General features: G+C 72.4%; 13 protein-coding genes. 1 reads left to right on the top strand and 12 read right to left on the bottom strand.

What is annotated here, in order from left to right:
- Nucleotides 1-126: 126 nt before the first annotated feature.
- The 9 genes from RNL97_RS24025 to RNL97_RS23985 all read right to left on the bottom strand — a co-directional run bounded on the left by RNL97_RS24025 (nt 127) and on the right by RNL97_RS23985 (nt 9,553).
- Nucleotides 127-774, bottom strand: coding sequence for a TetR/AcrR family transcriptional regulator (locus RNL97_RS24025; RefSeq protein WP_243315263.1), 648 nt, complete (start codon nt 772-774; stop codon nt 127-129).
- Nucleotides 771-1,814 carry an agmatine deiminase family protein gene (locus tag RNL97_RS24020; RefSeq protein ID WP_030580244.1) on the bottom strand — a complete coding sequence of 348 codons (1,044 nt, stop codon included), beginning with the start codon at nt 1,812-1,814 and terminating at the stop codon, nt 771-773. Before RNL97_RS24020 ends, RNL97_RS24025 begins: the two co-directional genes overlap by 4 nt.
- Nucleotides 1,815-1,999: 185 nt before the next feature.
- The gene (locus RNL97_RS24015) at nt 2,000-3,103 is read right to left on the bottom strand and encodes a branched-chain amino acid aminotransferase (RefSeq protein ID WP_030580242.1); all 1,104 of its coding nucleotides are present in this window, start codon (nt 3,101-3,103) and stop codon (nt 2,000-2,002) included.
- Nucleotides 3,104-3,359: 256 nt separating this feature from the next.
- On the bottom strand, nt 3,360-4,403 hold the full coding sequence (locus RNL97_RS24010; protein ID WP_243315262.1) for a 3-isopropylmalate dehydrogenase: 1,044 nt from the start codon (nt 4,401-4,403) through the stop codon (nt 3,360-3,362).
- A gap of 125 nt (nt 4,404-4,528) precedes the next feature.
- On the bottom strand, nt 4,529-4,657 hold the full coding sequence (locus RNL97_RS24005) for a hypothetical protein (protein WP_010056400.1): 129 nt from the start codon (nt 4,655-4,657) through the stop codon (nt 4,529-4,531).
- A 305-nt stretch (nt 4,658-4,962) separates the two neighbouring features.
- The gene (locus RNL97_RS24000) at nt 4,963-5,511 is read right to left on the bottom strand and encodes a GNAT family N-acetyltransferase (protein WP_030580236.1); all 549 of its coding nucleotides are present in this window, start codon (nt 5,509-5,511) and stop codon (nt 4,963-4,965) included.
- Between the two features lie 114 nt (nt 5,512-5,625).
- Nucleotides 5,626-6,693: a S1 family peptidase gene (locus tag RNL97_RS23995; RefSeq protein ID WP_030580233.1), complete on the bottom strand. Its 1,068-nt coding sequence runs from the start codon at nt 6,691-6,693 to the stop codon at nt 5,626-5,628.
- A 248-nt stretch (nt 6,694-6,941) separates the two neighbouring features.
- Entirely contained in the window at nt 6,942-8,573 is a 1,632-nt protein-coding gene (pruA, locus tag RNL97_RS23990) for an L-glutamate gamma-semialdehyde dehydrogenase (protein ID WP_030580230.1), read from the bottom strand.
- A 53-nt stretch (nt 8,574-8,626) separates the two neighbouring features.
- On the bottom strand, nt 8,627-9,553 hold the full coding sequence (locus tag RNL97_RS23985) for a proline dehydrogenase family protein (protein WP_030580226.1): 927 nt from the start codon (nt 9,551-9,553) through the stop codon (nt 8,627-8,629).
- Between the two features lie 191 nt (nt 9,554-9,744).
- Here RNL97_RS23985 and RNL97_RS23980 point away from each other — a divergent pair, with 191 nt between their 5' ends.
- On the top strand, nt 9,745-10,893 hold the full coding sequence (locus tag RNL97_RS23980) for a PucR family transcriptional regulator (RefSeq protein ID WP_030580223.1): 1,149 nt from the start codon (nt 9,745-9,747) through the stop codon (nt 10,891-10,893).
- 27 nt (nt 10,894-10,920) lie between these two features.
- On the opposite strand, the gene RNL97_RS23975 is transcribed toward RNL97_RS23980, so the two are convergent.
- From RNL97_RS23975 to RNL97_RS23965, 3 genes are read right to left on the bottom strand one after another with little or no spacing between them, the layout of a single operon-like run.
- Entirely contained in the window at nt 10,921-11,634 is a 714-nt protein-coding gene (locus RNL97_RS23975; RefSeq protein WP_243315261.1) for a nucleotidyltransferase domain-containing protein, read from the bottom strand.
- Between the two features lie 43 nt (nt 11,635-11,677).
- Nucleotides 11,678-12,208, bottom strand: coding sequence for a hypothetical protein (locus RNL97_RS23970; protein WP_243315260.1), 531 nt, complete (start codon nt 12,206-12,208; stop codon nt 11,678-11,680).
- The gene (locus RNL97_RS23965) at nt 12,205-12,903 is read right to left on the bottom strand and encodes a hypothetical protein (protein ID WP_313751184.1); all 699 of its coding nucleotides are present in this window, start codon (nt 12,901-12,903) and stop codon (nt 12,205-12,207) included. Before RNL97_RS23965 ends, RNL97_RS23970 begins: the two co-directional genes overlap by 4 nt.
- Between the last annotated feature and the right edge of the window lie 80 nt (nt 12,904-12,983).

The following is a 12,983-nucleotide window of genomic DNA, read 5'->3' as shown; positions in this document are numbered from 1 at the left end:
GGTGGCCGTGCCGTACGGGGTGGTACGGGACGGTCACTGCGGACCGGCGCGCCTGCTGCCAATAATCATGACGAACGAGGACACGGCAGAAGTCTCGCACAGTGACGCGCCCGTGACGCCGTCGTCTCAGGATGCGGTCGTGACGCTGGTCGCATCTCCCCCGGACCGTGCGGGCGCGAGCGTCTCGTCCAGGAACTCCGCCGTCTGGGCGAGCACCAGCTCCCGGCCCGTTCCCGGGATCCCGACCGTGACGTGGATGCTGAAACCGTCCAGGAGCGCCCGCAGCCGGGCGGCGAACCGGTCGGCGTCCACCGGCCGGAACTCAGCGCGCGAGATCCCCTCGGCGAGCAGCGCCACCAGGTCGCGGTGCCAGGCCCCCTCGATGGCGGCCTGCCGGGCGCGGGCGTCGTCGTCGGCGTTCTGCGAGCGGCCCCAGACCTCCAGCCAGAGCGTCCAGTGGGGGTCGCGGTGCCCGGCGGGGAGGTAGAGGCCGATGTACGCCTCCAGCCGTTCGCGGGCGCTCCCGGGCCGGGCGAGCAGGGCACGGCGCTCGGCCCCGAGGCGGTTCTCGCTCCACTCCAGGGTCCGGAGCAGCAGTTCGTCCTTGGTGCGGAAGTAGTAGAGCAGATGCCCACTGCTCATCCCCACGTCCCGCCCGAGCCCGGCCATGGTCAGCCCGTCGAGCCCGCGCTCGGCGATGGTGGCCATGGCGGCGGCGAGGACGTCCTCGCGGGGCGGGGCGGCCTGGTGGGTGCGTCGGGGGGCGGGGGTCATGGGTTCGCTCGCACCTTCGGCTGCTGCTGGGTGATGCAGTGGATGCCTCCACCACCGGCGAAGATCGTACGTGCGTCGACGAGGGTCACCGTACGGTCCGGGAAGAGGCCCCGGAAGATCGCGGCGGCCTCCTCGTCGCGCGGGTCGTCGAAGGCGCAGAGGACCACGCCGTCGTTGCAGAGGTAGTGGTTGATGTAGGAGTAGTCGGCCCATTCGCCGTCCTCGTCACGCAGCACGGTCGGCGCGGGCACCTCGACCACCTCCAGGGCGCGGCCCCTGGCGTCCGTGGCGGCGCGCAGGACGGCCGGCAGTTCGCGGGTGACCTCGTGGTCGGGGTGGGCCGGGTCGGGCTGGACGTGGACGAGGACGGTGCCCGGGCGGGCGAAGGCGGCGACGATGTCGACATGGCCGAGCGTGCCGTACGTTCCGTAGTCGCCGGTCAGCCCGCGGGGCAGCCAGATGGCCTTCTCGGTGCCGAGGCGGGCGTGGATCTCCGCCTCCACCTGCCGGCGGCTCCAGCCGGGGTTGCGCTCCTGGCCGAGCTGGACGGTCTCGGTGAGCAGGACGGTGCCCTCGCCGTCCACATGGATCGCGCCGCCCTCGTTGACGAGCGGCGAGCTGTGGACGGGTACGCCGGTGAGCTCGGCGACGGCCCGGGCGATGTGCTGGTCGCTCTCCCAGCGGGCCCAGCCCTGGGCGCCCCAGCCGTTGAACGTCCAGTCGACGGCGGCGAGCGTGCGGCCGTCGGTGACGAAGGTGGGGCCGATGTCCCGCATCCACGCGTCGTCGAGCGGGCGCACGACCAGTTCGACGTCGGGCCCGAGCAGCGCCGCCGCCCCCTCCTCCTGCCCCGGCCCGACCACCATCGTGACCGGCTCGAAACGGCGTACGGCCCGGGCGACGGCGGCCCAGGCGCGGCGGGCCTCGGCCAGCTCGGCGGCGGAGGCGAAGGTGGGGTTGGGCCCCGGCCAGGCCATCCAGGTGCGCTCGTGCGGGGCCCACTCGGGAGGCATACGGAAGGGGGTGGGGGCGGTGGGCATGGAGACTCCTGGGACAAAGGTTTAGAGCGCCACTCTAACCGTCCGACCACCTCGATCAAAAGGCTGCCTGCCCCATCTCTTCGAGAAGCCAGTCTCCTCTGTTCGAGCAGCGTTCAATGCGCCGGGTACGGAAAAGGCCGCACCGGTCGCGGAGCCGGTGCGGCCTTCCTGGGCCGGGAGACCGCTTAGCCGAGCGGGTGCATCCAGCCGTGGGTGTCCTCGACGACACCGCGCTGGATGTCGAGAAGGCGCTCCCGCAGCTTCATGGTGACCTCGCCGGGCTCGCCGCCGCTCTGGGTCCACTCGCCGCGCTCGGACTTCACCAGGCCGACGGGGGTGATGACGGCGGCGGTGCCGCAGGCGAAGACCTCGACGAGGGTGCCCTTCGCGGTGTCGTCGCGCCACTGGTCGATGGAGATGCGCCCCTCCTCGGAGCCGTAACCGAGGTCGCGGGCGACCTTGAGGAGGGAGTCGCGGGTGACGCCGGCGAGCAGCGAGCCGGTGAGGGACGGGGTGACGATCTTCTTCGAGCCGTCCTCCTGGGCGTACACGAAGTAGAGGTTCATGCCGCCGAGCTCCTCGACCCACTTGTGCTCGACCGCGTCGAGGTAGGCGACCTGGGCGCAGCCGTGCTCGGCGGCCTCGGCCTGGGCGAGGAGGGAGGCGGCGTAGTTGCCGCCGGTCTTGGCGTCGCCCATACCGCCGGGGACGGCGCGGACGCGGTTCTCGGAGAGCCAGATGGAGACGGGCTTCACGCCGCCGGGGAAGTAGGCGCCGGCGGGCGAGGCGATGACCAGGAAGAGGTACTCGTTGGCCGGCTTCACGCCCAGGCCGACCTCGGTGGCGATCATGAACGGGCGCAGGTAGAGGGACTCCTCGCCGCCGTGGGCCGGGACCCACGCCTTGTCCTGCTGGACCAGCGCGTCGCACGCCGCGATGAACGTCTCGACGGGCAGCTCGGGCATGGCGAGCCGGGCGGCCGAGCGCTGGAAGCGGCGGGCGTTGGCGTCGGGGCGGAAGGAGGCGACCGTGCCGTCGGGCTGGCGGTATGCCTTGAGCCCCTCGAAGATCTCCTGCGCGTAGTGCAGGGTCATGTTGGCCGGGTCCAGCGACAGCGGCCCGTACGGGACCAGCTGGGCGTCGTGCCAGCCGCGGCCCTCGGTCCAGCGGATGGTCACCATGTGATCGGTGAAGTGCCGGCCGAATCCGGGGTTGGCCAGGATCGCCTCGCGCTCCGCGTCGGACAGCGGGTTCGAGGAGGGCTTGAGCTCGATCGTGGGCGTCGTCATGAGTGCGTGTCCTTCACCGGTCTTGTGTGTGATGGACCGCGCCCCAGCCCGCCTCGGACCGACGCTTTCCGGTCAGGTCCTAGGACGTCCGAGCTTCACCGCGAGCCACGGCCCCGCGTTCGATTATCACTTGCGGGGGGCCGTGCACGAAATGGTGGGAATGCGGTCCAGGGGTCGATGGTGGCACCCGGGGGCCGCACAGGTGAAGCCGCCGGGCGCTGATGCGACCCGGCGGCTTCGAAGGGGAGTCGTCGGGTCAGCTCGCTACGCGTACCGCGAGCGCGTCACCGATCTCGTCGGTCGTACGCGTGGCAGCCCCGTCGCGCTCCGCGAGATCGGCGGAGACGGCGTCCTCGATGCGCGTGGCCTCGGCCTCGTAACCGAGGTGACGCAGCAGGAGGGCGACGGAGAGGATCGTGGCGGTCGGGTCGGCCTTGCCCTGCCCGGCGATGTCGGGGGCGGAGCCGTGGACCGGCTCGAACATCGACGGGAACGCGCCCGTCGGGTTGATGTTGCCGGAGGCGGCCAGGCCGATTCCGCCGGTGACGGCGGCGGCCAGGTCGGTGAGGATGTCGCCGAAGAGGTTGTCGGTGACGATGACGTCGAAGCGCTCCGGCTGGGTGACGAAGAAGATCGTCGCGGCGTCGACGTGCAGGTAGTCGGTGCTGACCTGCGGGTATTCGGCGGCGACCCGGTCGAAGGTGTTCTTCCACAGGTGGCCGGCGTAGACGAGGACGTTGTTCTTGTGGACCAGCGTCAGCTTCTTGCGCGGGCGGGCCGCCGCGCGCTCGAAGGCGTCCCGGACCACACGCTCGACACCGTACGCCGTGTTGACGCTGACCTCGGTGGCGACCTCGGCGGGGGTGCCGGTGCGCAGCGAGCCGCCGTTGCCGGTGTACGGGCCCTCGGTGCCCTCGCGGACGACGACGAAGTCGATGTCGGGGCGGCCGGCGAGCGGGGTCGCGGTGTTCGGGAAGAGCTTGGAGGGGCGCAGGTTGATGAAGTGGTCGAACGCGAAACGCAGCTTCAGCAGCAGCCCGCGCTCCAGGACGCCCGACGGCACGGACGGGTCGCCGATCGCGCCGAGGAGGATGGCGTCGTGGTTCCTGAGGGCTTCCAGCTCCGCGTCCGGGAGGGTGTCGCCGGTGCGGTGCCAGCGCTGGGCGCCGAGGTCGTACTCCTTGGTCTCCAGCTTCACATCCTGCGGGAGGACAGCGTTGAGGACCTTGAGGCCCTGGGCCACGACTTCCTGGCCGATTCCGTCACCGGGGATCACTGCGAGATCGATGCTGCGAGACATGCCGGGAGCCTAACGGTGCGTCCCACCCCATGACATCCGACGTCCACCATACGGACGGACGCAAGGGTGTTCGGGGTGGGGTGGGTGGTGCGGCGGGACGGGCGGAGTACGGCTGCGGGAGCGGCTCAGTGGCCGGTCTCGCCGCCGTTGTCGCGGCGGTCCAGGGCGCGCTGGAGGGCGGCGGCGGCGTTGCGGCGCTCGGCCTCGGCCTGGCGGGAGGTGTGACGGACGCGGCGGACAGTGGTCTCGGCCATGATGGATCGACTCCTTGAGATTCCTGAGATCGCGTGGCACCGGCGCGGGCGGCTGGGCGCCGCGCGGTGGTGGGGAACGGGATCGGATTTCGAGGTGCCGGAAGGGGCGGGGAGCGTACGCGGCAGGGGTTGCCTGCTTCGGGCGTACGCCGCCATCCGCCGGTCGCTCGATGGAGCGATGCGTTCGGCTTCTACCAAGTTAGGACAGTCGGGCCGTCCTGTCTCCACAGTTAGTCGGACTTCCTACTATCTGAGACGGCCTTTTGGATCGGCGCAGGTCACAGCCGTGGAGGCACTCCGTCGGCTCAGAGGAGGTCGCCGTTCCGCCAGTCGAAGGCCAACGGGTGGGCGGGGCCGGGCAGGGGCTGTCCGGCTGCCGGGCGGACATAGGTGCCGCCCTCCTCCTCCGGGAGCGGGAGCGGGCCGTCCGGGCCGAGGGCGGTGAGCCGGCCCGGCCAGATCTGCCAGCCGCGCGCGGCGTACAGGGCCGCGCCCGCGTCGGAGGCGGAGAGGGCACCGAAGTCGTGGGCCGCGTCGATGACGTGCTCCAGGGCGGCCATGACGCGGTGGCCGAGGCCGCCGCGGCGGCGGTCGGCGCGGACGGCGACGCCTTCGACGTAACCGGCGCGGTAGGAGCGGTCCGCGTGCAGGACGCGGCGCTGGACGACGGAGCCGTGGGCGATCAGGAGGCCGTCCTCGTCCCGGATGAGGACGTGGACGCCGCCGAGGGTGTGCTCCCAGTCCTCGTCGGCGAAGTCGCCGTCGAAGGCGGTGTCGAGCAGGTCGCGGATCTCCGCGCGCTCGGCGGCGGTCAGTTCGTAGGTGGGGGCGATACGCACGGCGGGCTCGGTCATGGGCCCCATCCTCGCGCGCGGGCGGGGCCGCCCGCACACGGATAACCCGCCCGGACCGGGGGCACGGCGGTCCGGGCGGGCATCGGTTCGCTGCGACAGGGAAGAGGCAGCGGCTCAGTACACCGTCACGCCGTACGCGGAGAGCGCCTCGGTGACCGGCTGGTGGATGGCCGAGCCCGCGGTGCCCGAGCAGCCGGAGCTGCCGGAGTGGATCCCGAGGGCGACGGACCCGGCGAAGTGCGCGCCGCCGCTGTCGCCGCCGGCCGAGCAGGCGGTGGTGCGGACCATGTTGTAGACGGGCCCGTCGCCGTAGTTGACGGTGACGTTGACGGCGGTGACCGTGCCGGAGGTCACCTTGGTCGTGGAGCCGCTCTTCTGGATCGCCTGGCCGACGACGGCGTTGGCGGCGGAGGTGATGTCGCGGGTGGAGCCGTTGTAGAGGTCGACGGTTCCGGCGGGCGAGGACCCGTCGGTGTAGCGGACGATGCCGTAGTCGTTGGTCGGGAAGCTGGTGCCCTCGCGGACGCCGATGACCGAACCGCCCGAGCTGGCCGACCAGTTGGCGGAGATGTTGGTGCAGTGTCCGGCGGTCACGAAGTAACGGGCCCCGCCCTTGGTGACGTTGAAGGCGGCCGAGCAGCGGCTGCCGCCGCCGTAGATCGCGCCGCCGCCCAGCACCTCGCGGCGGAACTCACCGGGGACACGCTTGATGGCCACCGCGCCGTCGAGCCGTTCGGCGACGGCTTCGAGGCGGGCCATGTCCCGGGCGGAGACGGAGGAGTCGGCCTCGACTGCGACCCGGTTGGTGCGCGGGTCGATGCCCCAGGAGGTGCCGGTGATCTTGGCCTCGGCCTCCAGGGCCTCCATGGCGGCATCGAGCTGGGCGGCGCTGCGGGCCACCCGGCGGACGGTGGCCCCGGCGGCGCGGGCCCGCTCCTCGGCCCGGTCGGTGGTGACGGTGACGACCAGCTTTCCGGTCTTCGCGTCGAGGTAGGTTCCGGCGGTGGCGGTGCCGAGCGCGCGTTCGACCTTGGCGTCGAGGGCGTACGCGGACGGGGCGGGGATCGCCGAGAACGCGGCGGAGGGGGTGCCGGCGGCGGTGGAGGGGGTGGCTCCGAGGCCGAGGGCGCCGGCGACGAGCAGCAGGGAAACGCCGAGGCGCGCGCGGGAGTTGCGTCTCATGGGGGAACTCCTTCTCGGGTGACGTGTGGGGACGTACCGAGAAGGAATTTGACATGCCCATTACCTAAACCACAAGACCGCGTGCCCCGGGGGCCGTTGGGACCCGCACGAGCGGGCCCCGGGTGACCGCCGCACAGGGAAACCGCCCCCCGGCCGGCAGGGGGGCCGGTCGGGGGGCGGTGCTCTGAGCGGGGTCCTGGGGAAGACCCCGGGTCCGGGGCGTCGTGCTGCGGCGCCCCGAAAGGGCGTCAGCCCTGGTGGGGGTAGGTGTAGTCGGTCGGCGGGACCAGCGTCTCCTTGATGGCCCGGGTCAGGGTCCAGCGCTGGAGGTTCTGCGGGGCGCCCGCCTTGTCGTTGGTGCCGGAGGCACGGCCGCCGCCGAAGGGCTGCTGGCCGACGACGGCGCCGGTCGACTTGTCGTTGATGTAGAAGTTGCCCGCGGCGTAGCGGAGCTTGTCCATCGTGTACGCGGCGGCCGCGCGGTCGCCCGCGATGACCGAGCCGGTCAGCGCGTAGTCGGAGACCGACTCCATCTGCTCCAGCATGGCGTCGTAGTCCTCGTCCTCGTAGACGTGGACCGCGAGGATCGGGCCGAAGTACTCGGTCGTGAAGACCTCGTTCTCGGGGTCGGTGCAGACGATGACGGTCGGGCGGACGAAGTAGCCCACCGAGTCGTCGTAGGTGCCGCCCGCGATGATCGTGCAGGTCGGGTCGGACTTGGCGCGGTCGATCGCGGCCTTGTTCTTGGCGAACGAGCGGTCGTCGATGACGGCCCCGATGAAGTTGCTCAGGTCGGTGACGTCACCCATCGTGATGGAGTCGACCTCGGCCGCGAACTCCTCCTGGAAACCGGAGTTCCAGATGGAGGCGGGGATGTACGCCCGGGAGGACGCGGAGCACTTCTGGCCCTGGAACTCGAAGGAGCCGCGGGTCAGCGCGGTCTTCAGGATGGCCCGGTCGGCGCTGGGGTGGGCGACGACGAAGTCCTTGCCGCCGGTCTCGCCGACGAGCCGCGGGTAGGTGCGGTAGTTGGCGATGTTGTTGCCGACCGTCTTCCACAGGTGCTGGAAGGTGGGGGTCGAGCCGGTGAAGTGGATGCCGGCCAGATCGCGGTGGTTCAACGCCACCTCGGAGACGGCCTTGCCGTCGCCGGTGACCAGGTTGATGACGCCCTTGGGCAGACCGGCCTCCTCCAGGAGCTGCATCAGCAGCACGGCGGCGTGGGTCTGGGTCGGGGACGGCTTCCAGACCACGACGTTGCCCATGAGGGCGGGTGCGGTGGGGAGGTTGCCCGCGATGGCCGTGAAGTTGAACGGCGTGATCGCGTAGACGAAGCCCTCCAGCGGGCGGTGGTCCATGCGGTTCCACACGCCCGGCGAGTTGGCCGGGGGCTGCTCGGCGAGGATCTGGCGCGCGTAGTGCACGTTGAAGCGCCAGAAGTCGATGAGCTCGCAGGGGGTGTCGATCTCGGCCTGCTGGGCGGTCTTGGACTGGCCGAGCATGGTGGAGGCGGCCAGCGTCTCGCGCCAGGGGCCCGACAGCAGCTCGGCGGCGCGCAGGATGATCGCGGCGCGGTCGTCGAAGGACATCGCGCGCCAGGCCGGAGCGGCGGCGAGGGCCGCGTCGATGGCGTCCTGGGCGTCCTGCTCGGTGGCCCCGGCGAAGGTGCCGATGACGGCCTTGTGGTTGTGCGGCTGTACGACGTTGACCCGCTCGCCGCCGCCCATCCGCTTCTCGCCGCCGATGGTCATCGGCAGGTCGATCGGGTTCTGGCTAAGCTCCTTGAGCTTCACCTCCAGGCGGGCGCGCTCCGGGGAGCCGGGCGCGTAGGAGTGGACCGGCTCGTTGACCGGCGCGGGGACCTGGGTGACGGCGTCCATGAGTGCCTTGTCTCCTTGATGTCGGCGGGGGTGTGGGTCAGCCCGGGGGCTGCTCAGCCCTTGGTGAGGATCGAGCGGCCGAAGAACAGCAGGTTGGCCGGCTTCTCCGCGAGGCGGCGCATGAAGTATCCGTACCAGTCGGTGCCGTACGCCGTGTAGACGCGCATCCGGTGGCCCTCGGCCGCGAGCCGGACGTGCTCGTCGCTGCGGATGCCGTACAGCATCTGGAACTCGTACTCGTCCAGTTTGCGCCCGGCCTGGCGGCCGAGCTCCTGGGCGATGGCGATGAGACGGGGATCGTGCGAGCCGATCATCGGGTAGCCCGCGCCCTCCATCAGGATCCGGGTGATGCGGACGTACGCCTTGTCGATCTCGGCCTTGTCCTGGTACGCGACGGAGGCGGGCTCCTTGTAGGCGCCCTTCACGATGCGTACGCGGCTGCCGGCCTCGGCCAGGCGGCGGGCGTCGTCCTCGGTGCGGAAGAGGTAGGACTGGATCACGCAGCCGGTCTGCGGGAAGTCCTTCCGCAGCTCCTCGTGGATGGCGAACATCGAGTCGAGGGTGGTGTGGTCCTCGGCGTCCAGGGTGACCGTGGTGCCGATGGCGGCGGCCGCCTCGACGACCGGCCGGACGTTCGCGAGAGCCAGCTCGTGGCCGTTCTCCAGCGCCTGCCCGAACATCGACAGCTTCACGGACATCTCGGCGCGGGTGCCCAGGTCGAGGGCGCGCAGGCGCTCGATGAGCTCCAGGTAGGCGTCGCGGGCGGCCTCGGCCTGCGCGGGGGTGGTGATGTCCTCGCCGACGACGTCGAGCGTGACCTCCAGGCCCTTGTCCGCGGCGTCCTCGACGACCGGGACGACCTGGTCGACGGTCTCGCCGGCGATGAAGCGGTCGACGACCTGCTTGGTGCCGGGCGCGGCCGAGACGAACCGGCGCATCTTGTCGCTGCGCGATGCGGCGAGAATCACGGGACCCAGCACGGGGCACCTCCACGAATGTACGGACGAGGGGCCGTAACGGCACGAACGTGAACGAACCGGTACGGCACGGATAACCACTGTGAAATCTAGGTACCCCGTGCGGGCCGTGCCATCGACACCTGTCACGCATCCGTGGCCGCCATCTCAGACATCTGTATGAGGAAGGCCCCGAGGAGGTGCAGAATGGCGGAGTGACAGGCGATTACCAGGAACTGGTCGACGAGATCTCGGCCCTCCTCGACGCCCCGGCCACCCTGGAGAACCGGGACTTCGGCCTGGTCGCCTTCGGAGCCCACGACAGCGACGACGACAGCGCGATGGACCCGGTCCGCACCCGCTCGATCCTGACCCGCCGCTCCACCCCCGCCGTCCGCGCCTGGTTCGAGGGGTTCGGCATCACCCGGGCCACCGGGCCCGTACGGATCCCCGCCGCGCCCGAGGCCGGGGTGTTCCGGGACCGCATCTGCCTACCGGTACGCCATCGGGGTGTCGTCCTCGGTTACGTCTGGCTGCTCGACACGGACCCGGGCCCGGCCGAGGAGCAGCTGGCCGCCGCGATGGAGGTGGCCGCCCGGATCGGGGCGCTGCTCTTCGACGAGGCGCGGGCGGGCGCGGACCTGTCGCGGGAGTTCGGCGCGGTGCTCACGGCGGGCCCCGGCCGGCAGCACGACACCGCCGTCGCCGCGCTGGCCGAGGCCCTGGGCCGGGACGCGGAGGGGCTGCACACGGTGGTGTGCGTGACCCCGTGGGCCGACGGCACGCCGTCGGTACGGGGCGTGGCGTCGGCGGCCGCGCTGGCGACGGTCCCCGCGCCGGGGGCCGCGGGGCCCCTGACGCTGGCCGCGCTCGTCCGGCTGCGCTCGCCGGACCGCCTGGACCCGGCCCTGAGCGCGGCGGACCGGTTGCGCGCGGGCGCGGACCCGGCCGTCACCGGGGGGATCGCCACACCTCGCCGGGGCCTGGACCAGCTGACGGTCTCGTGGCGCGAGGCAACGGCGGCGGCCCGCGCGGCCCGGGCCGAGCCCCGTCTCGGCCCGGTCGCCCGGTGGTCGGCGATCGGCCCGTACCGCCTGCTCACCGCCCTCCCGGGCACCGGGAACGACCCCGGGGACCCGGCGGTCGCCTCGCTGCTGACCCCACTGCACCGGGAGCTGGCGCACACCGCCGAGGTGTTCCTGGACTGCGCGGGCCAGGCGAGCCGGACGGCCGCCGCCCTGGGGATCCACCGGCAGACGCTGTACTACCGGCTCTCCCGGATCCAGCAGATCACCGGCCTCGACCTGAACGACGGGGAGGACCGGCTGCTGCTGCACATGGCGGTGAAGCGGGCCCGGCTGTGACACCGGCGGGCCCATCCCCCGACGGGTTCAGGCCGTCCTGTGCGGTCCGCTGCGGCGGTACCCCTCCCAGACCGGGCCGCCCGCCGCGTCGAGGACCTCCGTGACCAGCGAGGTCAGGCCCTCCGGCGCGCCGCGCAGCGCGGCCTGCGCCGCCTCGTCGAGGCGCGCCGCCAGGTCCGGCGCGACCGGTTCGAGGCGCCGTGCCAGCCACTTGCCGCCGCCGAGCCACGTGCCGTGGGTCAGCAGCGCCAGCTCACCGCTGCGCCGGACGAGTTCGGCCACGACGAACAGCCGCTCCCCCGCATCCGTGAGGACGGCGAAGTCGTCGAGCAGGTCCGTCAGCGCGTACCGGGCGTCTTCCAGCGCCGTGTCGGTGACCGGGGGCGGCCCTGCCGCCGCGAGACGTTTGGCCTGCTCCGCCATCCGCGCTCCTGTCCCGTCGGCGTCGAGCAGCAGCGCCCCATCGGCGCACATCCACAACAGGGGCGACTTCCGCTGCGCGATCTCCGGGGTCACGAAGCTGTGCCAGGAGTCCTCGGTGTGCGCGAACAGCTCCACCGGCCAGCCCCCGTACCGCAGGCTCTCGCGGTACGGGGCGGGCGGGCCGTCGAGCAGGACCACGACGTCCAGGTCGGACCGGGCGGTGCGGCGGCTCGTCAGGACACTGCCGCCGAGGAACGCGGCGCGGGCGTCGGGGTGACGCTCCAGGACAAAGGCACGGGCAACATCGAGTACGTCCATGTCCCCACTCTGCCGTGCCTCCACGGGCGAGGCCGGGCGGGCCTCACAACGGCCCGCAGCCGTCCGCCGGTTCGGGGACCGGGCGGTCGGCGACCAGGGCGGCGAGCACGAACGGCGCGTCCCCGTCGCTGTGGCCGACGATCAGGGCGATCCACCGGCCGCCGGGTTCGAGGGGCCCCCAGACCTCCAGGTCGCCGTACAGATCCTGCGAGAACAGCGCCTCGAACAGCGGCTCCACCGGCAGGCCGCCCTGCCGGCGCAGCAGCGGCCCGTCCAGCCGCACCCTGCGGTGCGGCCCCCAGCGCGCGTCCAACGCCCGGGCCAGCTCGGCGAGATGGGCCGCGGCGGCCTCCTCGGCATCGTTCCACTCGGGGGCGTACACCCCGGTGAGCGGGTCGCCCTCCCAGAGCGGCACGATCCGGAAGCCCGCCCCGGCGGTGACCGTCCACTCGCCGGTGACCGGGTCGCCCTCGGCAGTGACGGGGCCGTCGGTCGGTACGGGAGCGGTGAGCAGCTCGGCCACCTCGGCCGCCGCACGGTCCGTGTCGAAGGGCTCGTCCGGCCGGGAGGTCACAGCACCGCCCGGTCCATCGGGCGGGGCAGCGGCGCCAGAGCGCCCGCCTCGCGGAGCCGTTCGTACACCCGCACCACGGTCGCGCTGTCGCCCGGGGCCGCGATGCTCAGCAACTCCCCGCCGCCGGGCAGGGGTTCGCGGACGGTCTCCAGGTCGTCGGGGACGAGGGCGGCGCGGGCCGGGGAGAGATAGCCGGTGCGGCCGACGACGGGGTCGCCGACGGAGTAGTCGGCGTCGTCCTCCAGCGCGTCCAGCACGTCGTCGTCGCTCACATCGCCGAAGTCCGGCTCCCACACCCGGGCGATGAGGATGAGCAGCGCCTCCTCGGGGACCACGTCCTCGTCCGGGGCGTGCAGGACGATCGCGAGCGACTGGAGCAGGAACTCCGGCGCGCCCCCGGCCAGTCCGCTGACCTCGGCCTGCCAGCCGGGCGCGCCGGTGCCGACGAGCCGCAGCCCGGTTCCGGTGAGGTCCGACCAGTCGGTCGCGCTCTGGGCGGTGCGGAGCGCCCCGAGGAGGGCCTCCCGGTCGGCGGTGAAGGCGGTGGCGGGCCCGTTCCCGTGGACCTGGCTCCAGACGTCGGCCGCCCGCGGGACCAGCTCGGCGAGCCCGTCGAGGGTCCGCAGCCATCTGTCGGCCACCGCCTCGACCGGCTCCGGCCGGGGACCCCAGAAGCCCCGCACTACACGTCGCATGCTCGTCTCTCCTCCGTCGTCCTGCCCGCTCCACGCGGCTCTCCGGCCGGTCGGCGGCCGGGGAGCACCACGCGTTGCAG

The sequence above is a fragment of the Streptomyces parvus genome, from assembly GCF_032121415.1.
Classification (GTDB): Bacteria; Actinomycetota; Actinomycetes; order Streptomycetales; family Streptomycetaceae; genus Streptomyces; species Streptomyces globisporus_A.
This window is presented reverse-complemented; position numbering and strand designations above follow the sequence as displayed.